Here is a 15,706-nt window from a genome sequence, read left to right on the forward strand (position 1 = left end):
GTCAGTGCCGAATTCCGCCGACGCCGTACCTTGGTGGCCAACGGTTTTCGCCCTGCAGGAGGCCGCGGCCGATAGCTATCACGCCGCACCGGTCTGTTCGGGTCTGCCGCGTCTCTACGGCGGCCAGGTTGGGGCGCAGAGCCTGCTCGCCGCAGCCGCAACGGTCGACAACACTCGAGTGCCGCATTCGTCGCAGACCTCGTTCCTGCACGCCGGCGACGACACGCGTGCCATCAGCTACGACGTCGACCGGGTCCGTGATTCCCGTTCGATGTCCACCCGGGTGGTCACCGCGCGGCAGGACGGACGAATGCTGGCCACCACCGTCGTCTCGTTTCACACCGCGGCCTCGAGCGACAGCCAGGCATCGATCGAACATGAATGGGCGGCGGACCACGGTGACCATGTCGACCCGGCGCCCGACCCCGATACGCTGCCCTCGCGCCGGGCAGCACTGGCGGACCGATACGGGACCGACATTCCCGTTCAAGCCGGCCCGCAGTGGCCGGTCGACCTGCGATACGTCGACCACGTGCCGTGGAGCGATTCGGTTGCTCCACCGCGAAACCGCATCTGGCTGAAGGCTATTGACTATCCGCGGCAGCTTCCCGGGGCCGACGTCGCGGCCGTGGTATTCGCCACGGATCTGCCCATGTTCGAGCCGGTATACTTTCCGACCGGGATAGCGTGGCTCGACATGGTCAGCCACACGACCCTGCTGGGAGCGACGCTCAATCATTCGGTCTGGTTCCACCGTCCAGCCCGCCTGGACGATTGGCTGCTGCTCGAGCAGTTCGCGCCCATCGCGCACGGCTACCGCGCGTACTGCCGCGGCGAATTACGCTCCCGGGCAAGTCGGCTCGTGGCGAGCGTCGCCCAGGAGATGGTATTCGTGACGCCGCGCAAGGCCGAGAACGCTCAACTGTCCCAATGATCCTGTTTGAGCTGCTCGCGGGATAACTTGCCGGTGACATTACGAGGAAGTTCCTCGACCAGTACCAGCCGCTTGGGCAGCTTGTAGCGCGCCAGACGTTGTGCCGCAAAGGCATTCAAATCCGTCAGGGTAACCACCACCCCGGCTTCGGGCACCACCACGGCCAGGCCCACCTCACCCCACTGGTCGTCGGCCACCCCCACAACACCGACATCACGGACATCGGGATGCAGCGCGAGCACCTGTTCGACTTCGGCCGGGTAGATGTTCTCCCCGCCGGACTTGAACATCTCCTTCACACGCCCAACCGGGTAGTAGAAGCCGTCGCCGTCTCGGTATGCCGAATCTCCGGTCCGAAACCAGCCGTCGTCGGTGAAGTAATCGGCGTTGTCGCGATCCCAATATCCGACGGTGACACTTGGACCCCGCAACCAGATTTCGCCCGTAACACCGTCCTCGACGTCCTTGCCTGCCGAGTCGACCAGCCTTATCCGCGTATGCAGCGCGGCACGCCCGGTTGAACCATTCTTCGCATAGGCAAGATTGTTCGCTTCGTCGTCCAGAGCTGTTGCCATCGGACCCATTTCGGTTCCACCGTACTGAGGCTGAAGCGGGAAACCACGGTCTGCCCACAGCTGCAACAACTCTGGCGATGCGATTGCGCCGGCGATGATCCCATGGCGCATCCGCGACAGGTCCGCCGCCGCAAAGTCGGCCGTTTCGGCGATGCGCTGATAGAACATCGGGATGGCGGCGAAGTGGGTGATCGGCGGGTCCTGGTTCACCATCTGGTGCAGAACGGCATCGGGATCGAAGCGGGCCATGGTGGTGACCGCGCCGCCGAAGTACAGGATCGAATTGGCCATCACGTTCAGGCCGCCCGCGTGAAACAACGGCATCGGATTGAGTTGATGGCATCCGGGCTGTGAGTACCCGGTGGTGTGGGCGGTGTTGAGAGCCTGCCACACCAGCGTCGCATTGGTCGACAAAGCACCTTTGGGCCGCCCGGTCGTCCCCGACGTGTACAGAATGTGCGTGGGCTGGTCCATCGGGATCGCGCCGCCGGCACGCAGCGGGTTCACCGTCGAAATGGCCGACTCGTAATCGGTCCGATTGTGCTCCCGGCCGAACGACAGCCGCTGGGCGATACCGGTTTTCACGGCAGCGGCGTCCGCGACCTCTGCCCAGCGTTCGTCGTGCACGATGACACCCGGCCGGGCGTCGAGGCAGATGTCCTGAATTTCGCTGACGTGCAGTCGCCAGTTGAGCGGCACGAAGAGCGCGCCGAGGCGCATGCAGGCGAACTGGACCTCGAACACGCGCGGGTCGTTCTCGCTCACCAATGCCACCCGGTCGCCGGGCCCGACGCCGAGTTCGCGCAAGGTAGCGGCCGCGCCGGCGACCCGATCCTCCAGCTGTGCCCACGTTGTTCGCCGGCCGTCCTCCGCGCATCCGAGTGCAAGGGACCCACCACGGTGCCGCGCGTGGTAGGCCACCCAGTCAGTTGCGGCAAACACCAATCTGCACTCCGATCTCCGCCTTAACCGTGATTAAAGTTGCGGGCCCTGCTCTGTCAGCTAGGGATGCGGCAGACGCCGTAGCGGCGCCGTGAAGCCCGGGGTACCCGGGCATGGACCGTAGGCGCTGCCTTGTACCGGGCCAATGTCGCACTGCCCGTTGAGGATATGGGCTGGGTAGGTCGGCGAGTTGTTGGCGTACAGCCCCACCGGGGCGATGGTGAGCAGAATGGTCACCGCCACCATCAACTGCATGTAGCCAACCAAGGACAGAAACGACAGGGCTTTGCGGCTGCGCGGCCGCAGGTGATCGAGCCCGCGCTCGAAGATCGTTCTCCCTCGGTCGTCACGCAAGTATCGAGCCAGGGTCGGGGCCCCGAAAAACAGTATCGCCGACAGCGGCAGGGTCGCCGGGAAGGGACGCACGGCATTGGCGATATTGAGGCCGGCGGGGATGAACTGATTCCACAGATTCAACTGGCTCGAGACACCATCGATCAACAGGTCGGCGACGATGGCGAAAACCGCAAGCGCAATCAAGCCCCGCGCCATCGAGGCGCCCGGATACCGGTTTTTGACCGCCCGCAGCAGCCGACACCCCAACATTGCGCAGACCAGAAACCCCACCAGGTAGATACTGCCGATGACCAGGATCGGCTCGGGCGAGCCGCCACACGCCTTGTTGAGCACGAATGGCGCATGACTGCACCAGCTGCCCACGTTCACGAAGTTCGAGCTGTACAGGTTCATCGGAACGAAGAAGTTGTAGAACGGATCGAGCCAGTACGCCAACAGCCCGGCAATGCAGAGCTGCGCGTCGAAGGTGAAGCGCCGTTGTCGCAGACACCCGCGAACGACATAAGTACCCACGCCCAGAACCAGCAGCACGGCGACAATTTCGTAGGCCTTCGCGATCGTGTAGGTGGACGCCGTGGGATCTCGATAGGCGGTCACCGGCCGAGGGCCCGCCGCCAACCAGGCCCCGATCGTCCACCCACCCCAGACCAGGAATAACCCCGCGATCACGGCCAGGTAATGCTGCCAGCGCCAACCCGCTCTGGTCGCGGGCACTATCTCACGACGAACCGAGTGAGCCGCCGGGTGCATCACATCCAGCTTGTCCAAACCGCTTGACATAGGGCGCCTTCCACGTCGGCAACCATCGCTGTGAGCTCCGCTGCGCTCCAAGGCAAGCGGTTCAATCGGCCGCAGACCCACTCTATTTGAACGACGTTTGGTTAGGAAGGGGGCCCAGAGCGGCGAATTCGCGCCCAGACTGCTCCGAGACGCTTGACCTGGGCCGCCCTGCCTGGCACGGTAACTCACCAAATAACCGAACATCGTTTGGCGGTGCGTGGGATAAGGGTGTGGTTATGACGACGTTCGTCCTCGTCCACGGCGGGCTACACGGCGCCTGGTGCTGGCAGCGGATCGTCGGTCCGCTCAGCGAGCGTCACGCGGTGGTGACGGTCGACCTGCCGGGGCGCCGGCCGGGGAGCCGGCCCGAGCTCAGTGCGTACCTCGACGCCGTCGCCGCCGCTGTAGACCGCGCCGGACCCCCAGTGGTGCTGGTCGGGCACAGTCTGGGCGGAGTGGTCGTCAGCCAGTTCGTGGAGCAGCGACCCGATGCGGTCACGGGACTGATACTGGTCAATGCGTTGCTGGTCGAGGACGGCGAGGCTCCGCTGCCGAAGATGCAGAGCATCGGCGAGGACTGGTTGTTCGCCCGCCCGGGGGCACTCACCTTCGAGCCAGACGGCAGCGCGTTTGCGGTGGCGCCAGAGCTCGTCGTCGAAGGCTTCTACAACCGCTGCACACCCGCGGACGCCGAGTGGGCCGCCGGCCAACTGTGCCCCGAGCCGCTGGGCTTGGTGACCACGCCCTTGCGCATAACCGCCGAGGGTTTCGGATCGGTGCCGAAGGTCTACCTGGGCGGTCGTCACGATCGCGTGTTGCCGTGGTGGTTTCAGCAGAAAATGAGCACCGCGGCCGACGCCCGACTCGTCGACCTGGGCGGGGATCATTCGCCGTTTCTCTCGGTTCCGGACAAGCTGGTCGAACATTTGCTTGCCAGTGGCGTCGACGGCCCGCGCTGATCGCGGTGAGCGAAAGCCCAGCGCCGGCTCGTAGAGTCTTTCCGGTGACCTCTCCCGTCGGCCGCCGCCGGCCAGGCCGACCGTTAGGCGCAGACGGCGCCGAGACACGGCAGAAAATCCTGCACGCTGCCCGGCAGGTGTTCGCCTCCACCGGTTACGAGCGAGCCAGCCTCAAACAGATCGCCGAGGAAGCCGGCATCACCCGCAACGCGGTGGCCAATTACTACTCGGGCAAGATCGAGCTCTACGCCGCCGCGCTGGCATCGGTCCGCGATGTTGTGGCCGACAAGATCCTTGCCGACGCCAACGGTGTGACCGGCTCCGCGCATCGACGCGTCATGGCGGTGTTCGAAAGCGCGGTCGGATTCAGCCAAACCGACGAGACATTCGTCCGGTTCTTCGTCATCTCGACCGCCGACGCCATCACTCACCCGGAGCTCCGCGAAAAAGCGCTGCTGCCAATCGACTCCGTGCGCCGTTACGTCGGCGACCTGCTCGCTGCTGCGGCACGGACCGGTGAGATCGACGCCGAGATGGACACCGAAGCCACCACGCAGGTGTGCATGGATCTGTTGTGGGGCTTGGCCATGGACATCGGCTTCTACTCCGACGAAGAACGAACCCGGCGGACGATGCGGGCCGTCGATCGAATCGTCGCCGCAACGCTGGCTCCCGGCCGACCCTGACCGGACAAGGGCCGCGGCGTTCATCGCATGCCCGATGGTGTCTTGCGGTCGGCCAGTGCGGCGAGTAGCTCGCTCAGCCGTTGCTGTTCAGCGGGTTGGAGTTCGGCGAACCAGGCACGTTCCCGGTCCCCCTGCTCACGCATCGCCTCGCGCAAGGCGGCAGCACCGTGCTCGGTCAACTCGATTCGGACCAGTCGACGGTCGGCGCTGTCACGGCTGCGGAGCACCAGCCCATCGCGTTCAAGTGTGTTCAGCGCGCTGGAGACAGCGGCCCGGGACGCTCCCGAAAGGCGTGCGATATCGCGCAATTCGGCGGGACCCACTGCCCACAACACATTCATGATGCGAAAGCCGGCCCAGGTCCAGCCCCGCCGGCGATGCATTCCCTCGAAATCGCGAGCCAGTCGATGGTGCAGGCGGGTCAGGTTGAACACCAGTTCGGCGTGCTCGGCGGCGTCCACGCCGACGACACCGTCCGCGCGCAGGCGGCTGGCCAACAGTTCCCGATACTGCTCGACGGTGATCGCTCGAGTCGGCGGGTGGTCAGTGGCCATGTCCGATTATGAGCTGCCGCTCGGGCACCCGGGCGCCGCGTCAGCGGGTGTGTCCTGCCCCGCCGCGCGCCACTCGCCCCAATTCGCCCCCCCGACCCGGGCCGGACTCCACGGGGTAACGATCGTTTACGTATCGCCGACGTGGTCCAGCAGTCTTGTGCTATGCCGAACTAGAATGGCGCACGTCGCCAGCATTGAGGCGCGCAGAAGAACTGCAGCTTAATGTATGTCACATCGCACTTCCCCAGCCACTTCCGGCGGCGCCGACCCCACCGCCGACCGCCACCGGCCTGCGCCGTGTAGACTACGTAAGTGCTCGTTTACAAGTTGAGGTTTCGGCGCTAACATCTCCGGTACCGCAGCCCTCGCGTAAGCGCTGCTGCCCAGAACAAGAACCAGGGAGCTGAAAATGGGTTACTCCATTCCCGACACGGTCACCACCAAGGGGCCGTTCCAACCGATGCGCTTCGAGGCCACCGTCGAGGAGTGCATCGTCACCCACGGTGAGATCCCCCGCGATCTCTCCGGTGGGATTTACCGCACCGGGCCATGCTGGAAGCGGCCGACCAGCCAGGGCACAACGCCGCTGCTGGCGATGGACGGCATGGTGCAGGGACTGGTGTTCGAGAACGGCCGCGCCGACTTTCGGAACCGCTGGGTTCGCACGCCGAAATACATGCTCGAAGACAGGTACGGCCGCGGGATGTTCGAGTACTCCGACGGTGGGTTCGGCGATTACCGCGACTATGGCTACGGCGAGGTGTTGCGCACGACCGAAAACGCCCACACCCCGCAGGGCACGGCCAGCATCAACATCTTTCCGTTCGCCGGCGAGCTGATTGTTTCGGGCGAACTGGGCGCCCCACCCCAGATCATCGATCCGATCACGTTGGAGACCAAGGGAATCGTACCGTGGGCACCGGAATTGTCCCGAGGCCCGCACGAGCCGGTGTGCTTCGGCGACGGCACCTTCTGCGCTCACCCGAAATGGGATGAGGACACGGGCATTCTCTACGGGTGGTCATACAGCGACACCGCGCCCTATGTGTCGATGAAATACGTACACCCGAACGGGACGGTGGAATCCCGCGACCTGTGGGATGCCCCGTACAACACGGTGGCACATGATATCTGGCTCACACCCGAGTGGGTGGTCATGCCTTTCCAGCCGTTCATCATCGACTTGAAGCGGAATAGCAAGGGGTACGCGGTCTTCGGCTGGGAGCCGGAATTGCCGATCACCATCGCGCTGATCCCGCGGCACGATCTGCAGGGCGAGATCCGTTGGGTCAAGACCGAACTGCCCGCGCAATACGTCATGCATACGATGACGGCCAACGTCAAGGGAGACCAGCTCGTCCTGGACGCACCCATCTTCAACACGCCGCCGTTCCCGATGGAAAACGAGTTCAAAGAAGGCGACCAGGCTGCGTTGTTCTTCAGCAACGCCGCAAGCTACCTGGGACGCTGGACCGTCAACCTCACCACCGGCGTCACCAAGGCCGAGCAACTCTCCGAGCTGCCGTCCGAAATCTGCAAGGTCGACCAACGCTTCTACGGCAAGGGACACCGCTACGGGTTCCAGATCGGCGGCCAGCCCAAGAAGCGCGGCATGCGCATGGACAGCCTCATCCGCAACGACGTGGACAAGCTCACCGAGGAGATCTACCAGATCCGTGGTCCGGGCGAGCTGGCCGCGGTCCTGGAAGCGTCGTTCGCACCGCGCAGCATCGACGCTCCCGAGGGCGACGGCTACATCATCGTGCCGGTGTCGTGGTGGGCCGATCGGCGTGGCGAATTCCAGATCTTCGATACCGACGACATCACCGCCGGCCCGATCTGCAAGATCGAACTGCCGTTCCACATGGGTTGGACCCCGCACGGACATTGGATGGACTTCCGCTGAGGCAATGATCACCCGTGACGCCGCTACTCGCCGGAAACCCGACGGGTGGCGGCGTCACGCGGGATCGGGGAGCTCGCAGGGGGGCGAACTCCATTCGACCCGAACGGTCGTTTCCGTAGGACGGCGTGACAGGTTCAGGCTATGCGGGACGAACCCCTCCTGCCTGGCCCGGACAGCGCCGCCCGGTCGCGGCAGGTTGTCCGAGCGGTGCGGTGGGGCGCGTACTCATCACTGCTGAGCTGCAATTTCTTCGACATTACATTGACAATTTGGTACATGACGTCTCAGTATCGAATTCATGATGTCAACCCGCGCCACAGCCACCAAAGCTCGGCCCTCGGCGGGCTCGGGGAATGTGAACGATCTCTCGCAGGAACCGCACCGTCTGGTTCCGGTGAAGTGGTGGGCCGGCCTCGGAAGCGTTGATCGTTGCCTTCATCGCCTACGTGTTGATCGATTGGGTGACCGGCCCGTTCTTTCAACGGGTGCCCACCGGCCCCAACGATCCACCGACCTACATGAAAGTGGCGATGGTCTTCTTCCAGGCCGTGTCGATTCCGGTCGGGCTGATCCTGATTGGGTGGTTCGTGGTGCGCCCAATCGTCCGGCAACGCCGGCTGACCCTGGACGGCATGCTGGTGCTCGCCTTCTCGACGCTATGGTTTCAAGATCCGTTGTCGGCCTACGGCGGCCACTGGTTCACCTACAACTCGTGGACCTTCAACTACGGCTCGTGGGTGCACAGCGTCCCGGGTTGGCTGTCCAACGGAAAGCCCGGCGCCATGGTGGTCGAGCCGATTCTGATCATGCCGGGGTTGTACGTCTACGTTTTCGTCATCACCATGTTCCTGGGTTGCGCGGTGATGCGGCGGGCGAAAGCCAGGTGGCCACAGATCGGCACCCTCGGACTGATCGTCTGCTGCTTCGTCGCCATGGTCGGTTTCGACATCATCCTCGAGGGCGTGATATTCATGCCCCTCGGCATTTGGGAATACCCTGGCGGACGCGGCTTCTCGATCTTCAGCGGGACCTACCATGCCTTCCCGCTCAACGAGGTGGTCACCGTCTCGGCGACCTTCACCGCCGTTGCCTGCCTACGATACTTCCGCAATGACCGTGGCCAGACGCTGGTCGAGCGCGGCGCCGAGAATCTCCGGTTGTCCGACCGCAGCCAGGCGGTGGTTCGCGCACTCGCGGTCCTGGCCGGCGTACACGTGGCGTTGTTCCTCACCTACAACGTGCCGAACTACTGGATCGGGACCCACTCCAAAGAATGGCAGCGCGACCTCCTGGAAAGGTCATACTTCACCGACGGATTGTGCGGCCAGGGCACGGATCGCGCCTGCCCGGGCCCGGGTGTTCCGTTGAGCCGCAACGACAACACCGGCTCAGGTGGGGGGGTCGGGCTACCTCACACCTGACGGCAAGGCCGTCATCCCGCCCCACACCCAACTCCCGGCTCAGTTCCCGTTTGCCAATTGAGGCCGATTGGCCTTGCGCAATTGCTGACAGCGCTGACGTCAGCCGGCGGAAACACCCACCTCGTCCCGGCTCGCCGGCCCCCGAATTGCTTGCAGTGCCAGTCCGGTAGTGACTGCAGCACGGGCATGAACTTCGCGAAAGTCCAGAGGGTCAGCATCGTGATAGCCGCGGAAACGAGCGCTGCGAAGTGTTTCACCGCCGACGACGTGTCGAAGTTGAGAGCGGCATAGACGGGCCAGCCCGCCCATAGCTCCCATGCCCCGAATGCCGCCGGCACGATGAAGATTGCAGCAGCGGCAGCCTTATTGCCGAATCTCTTGATCAGCAGGTACAGCACGACGGCGCCGAGTAGCTCACCAAAATTCGTGAAGACCCACCACAGCGGGAACCCGAACAGCCGGAAGGGCTGATCGCCGTAGTACTGGTAGACCTTGGCATTGATGAGTGGTATCTCGATGAGCCCATTGACGATGACCTGCCACCCTGCCACCATCCAGAACGTCCGGCGGCCGGCGCCGCGTTTGAGCATCAAATAGAAGACCCAACACTGGAATCCGCCGAACTGGATGTAGAGCAGCACCGCCCACAAGGGATAGTCCACCGGGAACGCGGTCTGGGCGAACGCTTGAAAGACAACGGTGTTGCCACGATTGAAGTTCAGGTGGCCCATGACATCCCAGAACGGCTCGATGGCGTTGCAGAAGATGCCACCGATACAGCAGAACAGCAGTACCGCGGTGCGCTTGAGCAAGATTTCCCCGACGGCGGCGATCACGCAGGCAGCCGCGGTGACCACGCAGATCCACGTCACCACAGTGCTCGTGGTAGCACCGAGAGTGATTGAAAAGTCAGGCACGGGAACGGGATTGACCCAGGACGCGCTTGCCGTCATGGCAATCAGCTCCTTTGCGCGGGCAGGCTGGTTGACGAGCGTGGGCGCCGCGTCACGCAACCAAAGTGATACAAGAATATTATCTGCGTATCATTAGGTCAACATGTCGGCGCCGACAGCGGCGAGAACTCTACGGCCGCGACAGCACGGGCGGAACGATGAAATCGGCGAAGAACTCGCGAGCGTCACGGGCTACATGGTCGAGCAACTCGGTGCGGGTGGACAGTTGCACCTGCGACGCCAGGAACCAACGGATTATGCGCTCATCGCTGAGGCGGTCGTTGATTTCGCCGCGCGAACGGCCGTAGCTCAGTACGGGATACCAATAGTCACTCTCCGCGGACATGATCAACTCGTCGCCGGCGACTATCGAGGCGGTGATCTCGACCATCTCCTTCACGACCACCAACTGCGTCATTTCTTCGGTGCGGTGAATCTCATAACCGAGCACCAGCGACTCCACCAACACCCCCGCCACGGGGCCGTCCAGCGGAATCTTCTCCCGCCGGATGCCATTGGTGATCTCGATTTCCCGCTCCAGAGCCGCGGCAATCAACGCCTCTCGACTGGGGAAGTAGCGGTACAGGTTGGGGCGCAACAACTGGGCCTCGTCGGCGATTTCATCCATCCGCGTGGCCATTACGCCGCTGCGCCGGAAGCACACTCGGGCCGCATTGAGTACACGCTCGCGCACGCCATCCGGGGAGCGTCGCCGAATCGGATTGGGTTGAGCCACGGTTATCAGTCTGCCAAACCCAACCCGCCGCGCAGAAGACCCTATTGATACGGATATTCTATGTCTGTATCGTAAGTGATCGGGTGACCGCCCATCCACCGTCAGGTGAGTCCCGCGTATGCGGCTCGTGCGGACAGGAGAATGCCCCGATGTCCGAGTTCAGCCCCTTCGCTGACTTCGACTACCGCACGGTGGTCGGTGCGTTTCGGCCCACGGTGGCGTCGATGCTGCCGACGAAGACCTATTACGGGCTCGGCATGCAGGTGCAGTACATCTACGGATTTCTCCAGGACGACACCGGCAATTCCTATGTGGTGGAACGAAAGTTCATGGGCTCGATGACCGGTGGTTGTTACGTGATGTCGACCGAGCACGGTTCACTTCAAGTGCTGCCGGCCACCAGGCGCAGTGCACGGGGAGAACTGCGCCGCAGCTCGACTGCCAACCAGCGCCGCTGGGCCGAACCCGTCATGCAACGCCTCGCACCAGGGGTGGCACCTGCCGATGAGGCGCCGCTGACCATCGACCTCACCGACAGCCGGGTCACCTGGGACGAAGGTGACATCCTGCATTTGGAAGGCCAGACCGGGGCACTGGGCGTGCAGGCATTCGCCCCGATGCCCGACCAGCCGTGGTTCTATTCGCAAGTCCCGCACCGAGCTGAAGGCACGATTCTGGGTAGACCGGCGCGCGGAATCGTGGTCTTGGAACAGGGTTTTTGGCCACACGGCATCGAACCGAAGGAGTTCGCGTTCTATGCCGACCTGGAGATCAGCTTCAATGCGTTCGGCAACCTCCTCGAGGACGGCGCGATGCAGTGGGGAATGATCGTCAACGGCAAGCGGGGCCTGTCCTGCGCGGTCGTCGTCGAAGACCTCGACGGTGAGGGCACCGTACTGACCGCCGCCACCGAGCACGCCCAGCACTACGTATTCGACGCGGGCGGCCATGTCGACAGCTCGACAATGGCGACCGGCGGTGTAATATGGGAGTTCCGTGGCGACAAGACCGGCTGGATGGACGAATTCGCCAGTTCCCGCTGGGGCGGCTACGGGTCGCAAGCCGGGTCGACCACCCGTCGAGGCGACCCTCGCACACCGACCTTCAGCTACGGGTGGTTCGAGTACTTCGCCGATCGCATTCCCGCCGACAGCCGTACCAATTGATGACCCTCTCGGGACGTCGGTTCACCGATCCCGTAGCGGGAGTCAGTGAGCCAGAACGCTTCTGGACCACTACCAATGTGGCCGAGGCCACGCCCGATCTGTTGTCACCACTGTGCTGGGACATCTGGAGTGACGGCCTGGAACGCGCTTGGCTGCAATCGATGTTCGACTTCGGACTGTTGTCCCGCCGCGAAACCGCGATCCACGCCGATCCCAACAAGCGCTCCACCGCAGCCATTTACGGCCGTCAAGTAGCAAATGTCGCGGTGATCCGGACCGTCATGGGCCGGCTCCCCGGAGTCAGCCCCGACGACGTCGAGCGGGACCTCCTCGGCAGCGTCCGTCCGGGTCTACCCCCAGAACCAGGGGCCGGTCGGCGGCTGCCCGTCATCGCGGTACGCCTGCCGGCGGCGATGCTGCGCACCAACGCCCTAGTGTGCGCCATGCACACCCGCAACCGTCAATGGTGGCGTGAGGACGTACTCGGCAATGCCTCTCACGCTTCGCCTTTGCAGCGTCTGGAGATGTCCCGCAGCAAATTCGCCGAAGCCATGAACCTTCACTCCCGTGTCCGGTTCCTCGTTCCGGTGGCAGTCGGTGCGGTTACCGCAATTGCCGCTCCGGCGTCCGGCGCCGGCCCGGAACAGACGCGAAACCTGTTGAGCGGCTTCGGCAATGTCGCCGAAACCACGCTGGCAGACGATATCTGGCGAGTGAGCCGCGACGAAATGACGATCGAGGCTTTCCTGGCCGAGTACGGATTTCACGGACCGAACGAAGGCAACGTCTACACGAAATCTTGGCGGGAACAACCCGAACGGGTACACGCGTTGGTGTCCGCCTACCGCACTCGCGTAGATATGCCCCGGGCCCGCGACCGCGAACGCGACGCGATGCGCACCCGAATTGAAACTGAAACCCGTGTCCTGGCTGAACTTCCCCGTCTCCGGCGGCTCGCGCTGCGATTTGCACTGCGCCGCGCAGCCAACCTGATCCGAAATCTGGAGCTGACCAAAGCGTCGTACCTCCGGGCACTCGACGGCGCCCGAGCTGCCGCACGCGACCTCGGGCGGCAACTGGTGGCGCAGCAACTCATCGACGACGTCGACGACGCGTTCTTTCTCACCATCAGCGAGCATCACGATCTCGCCAACGGGCGACTGTGTGACGCCAAGGAGCTGATCGCCTATCGACGGGACCAACGCTCCCGCTACGCGAGCATCGACCTCCCAGTGAGTTTCACTGGAATGCCGGCCACCGTCGCGTCCGCTGCGCCAGCCCGAAATGACCAGCCTGTCGAGGCCGCCAAAGGCGTCGCCGGTGGCGGTGGGACGGTACAGGGCCGGGCCCGTGTGGTGCTCGATCCCAATGACGACGTCGAACTGGAGCCGGGCGACATTCTGGTGTGCCGATACACCGATCCGAGCTGGGCGCCACTGTTCGGGACCGCCAGTGCACTGGTCATCGACGTCGGATCGGCGTCGAGCCACGGTGCCGTGGTGGCTCGGGAACTGGGCATCCCCTACGTGATCGGCACCGGCAACGGCACCACTGTCATTTGCGACGGTGACCAGATCCTTGTCGACGGTGCCACGGCGACAGTGCAGGTACTGGCTGACAACCGACACCAGCTCGATGACGCATCCAGCTTTCCGTGACCTAGGAGATCCACTCAATGGACGCCAACCATCCCACTTTTCCCGAGATCGACGGATGGAGCGAGACACGCTGGATCGGTACCTGGAGCCCGGAATCGCAGTGCGGCCTGTGGCTGCATGTCGGTCGTTGCCGCGAAGACCTCGATCTCTGGTGGGTGCAGACGAACGTCTACCTACCCGGCGGGCGTCTCATCGTGAGCCGATCCTGGTGCCGTACCGGTCAGGGTCCTCTCGTGCTCGACGGCAACCTTCGGCTCAGCACCGATGAGGAATTCCAACGCTTTTCGCTCGCATTCGACGGTGCTGGGGAACTGTGCACAACTGCCGAACTCGCCGAGAAGACCGCGGGCGCAGGGATCGCCGTGCCATTTCGCGTCGAGCTGTCGGCCGAGGCCGCGGCTCCACCGTTCGATCCGTTCGGCGGCCATGGCAACGGCGAGGCGTGGGCATCCCGACACACGCAACAGACCTACACCACCACCGGCACAGTGACATTCGAGGGCACGTCGCTCGAGCTCGACGGAGTCGGCTACATCGACCACTCCAGCGGACCACGCTCGTTCGCGGGTGTGGGCAGCCATGTCTTCGTCAATGCTGTTCTCCCCGACATGTCGGTGCACGCCATGGCGGTGCGAGGACACGATGGAGAGCAGCAGATGGTGGCCGGCGCGGTGTTCACTGACAGTGCGGAATCAAAGATCGTCGCCGTCGATATGCCGAATCTCACCGATCTCGTCGGCGGACCGCACTCGTTCCAACTTCGGATCGACAGTGTCGACGGCCAAAGCACCACGCTGGACGTCGAGATCATTCACACACTCCCCGTGACGATCACCGACCGCAACGACAATCTCAACGGGATCGGCTGGGACCTGCCCGAGGACACGCTGATCCTCACCGAATGCGTGGCCCGGGTCACCGCCGCCGACGGGTCGGTCGGCTATGGTCAGGTCGAGCGGAGCATGCGCCGCAAAGATTATCTATCGTGAACAACCAAGTGGCGCAACGACAATAAGCGGTCCATAAGTGGCCGCGCAGGTGCGGCGCCTGCTAACGGTCGAGACCTTCGTCGACGAGACGGTCCACAAACCCTTCCAGCCAGGACAGGCCGGCAACCAGCTTGCGGTCGTCGCCGACCTTGCGCAGGTGGCCGTACTGGGCGCGATAGTTGGCCCAGCGGGATTCGGAGAACTCCGTCATGCGACCGGTGACCGGACCCTCGAATTCGTACTTCTCACCGGCGACGTCATAGACCGCCGCGAGCGGCCACCCGGCGGAATCCAACTCGAATTTCGCGCTGACCGTCGGTGTCATCGCCGCAACCTCCGTGCCGCGGATCACGACACCCGGGGTGAAGCCGTCCTTACCGTTGACGAGGTGGCCCCACTCGAAGGTGCCGTCATCAAACTTGTTACAGAACACCTGCCACATGATCTGCAGATCGTTGAAGTAGCCGTATTCTTTCCACTCCAGGCCATGGCGCCAGTAGGCGTTGTCATACCACATCGGGCCTTGCACGGTCTTGCCCTGGATGGTGCCCTTCGTCCAGTAGCAGGTACTGGTGTAGATCAAGGGCTCATGGAACGAGGGCACGAAGAACTGCATTCCGTTGCCAACCGACGGACCTTCGATCGACAGGATGTCGCCCTCGTCGTAGGCCAGTTTGGCACCGTTCCAGTACAGCGTCATCGGCTGTTCCCCTTCGGGGAGAGTGCCTTTCGGCAGCCGCTGGAACACCGGATCCGACCACTTGCGTTCGACACCGCCGATAACCCGGCGCAGTTCTCCGCGGGCCGACCGGCCGGAGTCCTTATGCACGTTGAGTTCCTGGCCGGGGTCACCATCCTGCGTCATGATGAATCCCCCGCTGGTCAGGGAACCAACGAACTTCCGCTCGACGCCATAGGTGAGGTCCTCGTCATCACGCAGAAATCCGTAGAGCCAAGTCGCCTGGATGTTCAACCCGTGCAACGACTGATCTACCTGCATGTGGGCCGGGTTGGGATCGAACGATCCCACCACCACGCGGTGCCCAAAGTCCCCGAATGTCTGTCGCGCCATGTTGCTTCAACCTTCCTT

At 63.6% G+C, this 15,706-nt stretch carries 14 protein-coding genes; 8 read left to right on the plus strand and 6 right to left on the minus strand.

The window, feature by feature from the left end; genetic code table 11:
* The first annotated feature begins 4 nt into the window (after positions 1–4).
* Positions 5–934, plus strand: coding sequence for an acyl-CoA thioesterase (locus L6444_RS21090; protein ID WP_236977019.1), 930 nt, complete (start codon positions 5–7; stop codon positions 932–934).
* Here the strand turns inward: L6444_RS21090 and L6444_RS21095 are convergent.
* Entirely contained in the window at positions 919–2,451 is a 1,533-nt protein-coding gene (locus tag L6444_RS21095; protein WP_236977020.1) for an AMP-binding protein, read from the minus strand. The two genes, L6444_RS21090 and L6444_RS21095, sit on opposite strands and share 16 nt — an antisense overlap.
* A gap of 60 nt (positions 2,452–2,511) precedes the next feature.
* Positions 2,512–3,576, minus strand: a complete 1,065-nt coding sequence (locus L6444_RS21100) for a spirocyclase AveC family protein (protein ID WP_236977021.1) — start codon at positions 3,574–3,576, stop codon at positions 2,512–2,514.
* A 248-nt stretch (positions 3,577–3,824) separates the two neighbouring features.
* On the opposite strand from L6444_RS21100, the gene L6444_RS21105 reads away from it, so the two are divergent.
* The gene (locus tag L6444_RS21105; RefSeq protein WP_236977022.1) at positions 3,825–4,547 is read left to right on the plus strand and encodes an alpha/beta fold hydrolase; all 723 of its coding nucleotides are present in this window, start codon (positions 3,825–3,827) and stop codon (positions 4,545–4,547) included.
* A gap of 44 nt (positions 4,548–4,591) precedes the next feature.
* Positions 4,592–5,233, plus strand: a complete 642-nt coding sequence (locus L6444_RS21110) for a TetR/AcrR family transcriptional regulator (protein WP_236977023.1) — start codon at positions 4,592–4,594, stop codon at positions 5,231–5,233.
* A gap of 20 nt (positions 5,234–5,253) precedes the next feature.
* Here L6444_RS21110 and L6444_RS21115 read toward each other — a convergent pair whose 3' ends face one another.
* Positions 5,254–5,787, minus strand: coding sequence for a MarR family winged helix-turn-helix transcriptional regulator (locus tag L6444_RS21115; protein ID WP_236977024.1), 534 nt, complete (start codon positions 5,785–5,787; stop codon positions 5,254–5,256).
* A 409-nt stretch (positions 5,788–6,196) separates the two neighbouring features.
* Between L6444_RS21115 and L6444_RS21120 the strand changes: the two genes are divergently transcribed.
* Entirely contained in the window at positions 6,197–7,693 is a 1,497-nt protein-coding gene (locus L6444_RS21120) for a carotenoid oxygenase family protein (RefSeq protein ID WP_236977025.1), read from the plus strand.
* A gap of 422 nt (positions 7,694–8,115) precedes the next feature.
* Positions 8,116–9,114, plus strand: a complete 999-nt coding sequence (locus L6444_RS21125; protein ID WP_236977028.1) for a spirocyclase AveC family protein — start codon at positions 8,116–8,118, stop codon at positions 9,112–9,114.
* 11 nt (positions 9,115–9,125) lie between these two features.
* Here the strand turns inward: L6444_RS21125 and L6444_RS21130 are convergent, their stop codons facing one another.
* Positions 9,126–10,127: a hypothetical protein gene (locus tag L6444_RS21130; RefSeq protein WP_236977030.1), complete on the minus strand. Its 1,002-nt coding sequence runs from the start codon at positions 10,125–10,127 to the stop codon at positions 9,126–9,128.
* 70 nt (positions 10,128–10,197) lie between these two features.
* Complete coding sequence (locus L6444_RS21135) at positions 10,198–10,902, minus strand: TetR/AcrR family transcriptional regulator (protein WP_309297899.1); 705 nt, start codon at positions 10,900–10,902, stop codon at positions 10,198–10,200.
* A gap of 50 nt (positions 10,903–10,952) precedes the next feature.
* Between L6444_RS21135 and L6444_RS21140 the strand changes: the two genes are divergently transcribed.
* From L6444_RS21140 to L6444_RS21150, 3 genes are read left to right on the plus strand one after another with little or no spacing between them, the layout of a single operon-like run.
* Positions 10,953–11,969: a hypothetical protein gene (locus L6444_RS21140; RefSeq protein ID WP_236977034.1), complete on the plus strand. Its 1,017-nt coding sequence runs from the start codon at positions 10,953–10,955 to the stop codon at positions 11,967–11,969.
* A complete protein-coding gene (locus tag L6444_RS21145) occupies positions 11,969–13,627 on the plus strand; it encodes a PEP-utilizing enzyme (RefSeq protein ID WP_236977036.1) in 1,659 nt (552 codons plus the stop codon). The genes L6444_RS21140 and L6444_RS21145 overlap by 1 nt, the downstream gene beginning before the upstream one ends.
* Before the next feature lie 17 nt (positions 13,628–13,644).
* A complete protein-coding gene (locus tag L6444_RS21150) occupies positions 13,645–14,616 on the plus strand; it encodes a DUF7064 domain-containing protein (protein ID WP_236977038.1) in 972 nt (323 codons plus the stop codon).
* Positions 14,617–14,677: 61 nt separating this feature from the next.
* Here the strand turns inward: L6444_RS21150 and L6444_RS21155 are convergent, their stop codons facing one another.
* The gene (locus L6444_RS21155; protein WP_236977040.1) at positions 14,678–15,688 is read right to left on the minus strand and encodes a hypothetical protein; all 1,011 of its coding nucleotides are present in this window, start codon (positions 15,686–15,688) and stop codon (positions 14,678–14,680) included.
* Positions 15,689–15,706 lie beyond the last annotated feature (18 nt).

Origin of the sequence: Mycobacterium kiyosense (genome assembly GCA_021654635.1) — a bacterium.
Classification (GTDB): Bacteria; Actinomycetota; Actinomycetes; order Mycobacteriales; family Mycobacteriaceae; genus Mycobacterium; species Mycobacterium kiyosense.

Coding starts and splice junctions, on each gene's coding strand:
- L6444_RS21105 (WP_236977022.1), top strand. CDS start 3,825: ATGACGACGTTCGTCCTCGTCCACGGCGGGCTACACGGCGCCTGGTGC.
- L6444_RS21115 (WP_236977024.1), bottom strand. CDS start 5,787: ATGGCCACTGACCACCCGCCGACTCGAGCGATCACCGTCGAGCAGTAT.
- L6444_RS21120 (WP_236977025.1), top strand. CDS start 6,197: ATGGGTTACTCCATTCCCGACACGGTCACCACCAAGGGGCCGTTCCAA.
- L6444_RS21140 (WP_236977034.1), top strand. CDS start 10,953: ATGTCCGAGTTCAGCCCCTTCGCTGACTTCGACTACCGCACGGTGGTC.
- L6444_RS21145 (WP_236977036.1), top strand. CDS start 11,969: ATGACCCTCTCGGGACGTCGGTTCACCGATCCCGTAGCGGGAGTCAGT.
- L6444_RS21150 (WP_236977038.1), top strand. CDS start 13,645: ATGGACGCCAACCATCCCACTTTTCCCGAGATCGACGGATGGAGCGAG.
- L6444_RS21155 (WP_236977040.1), bottom strand. CDS start 15,688: ATGGCGCGACAGACATTCGGGGACTTTGGGCACCGCGTGGTGGTGGGA.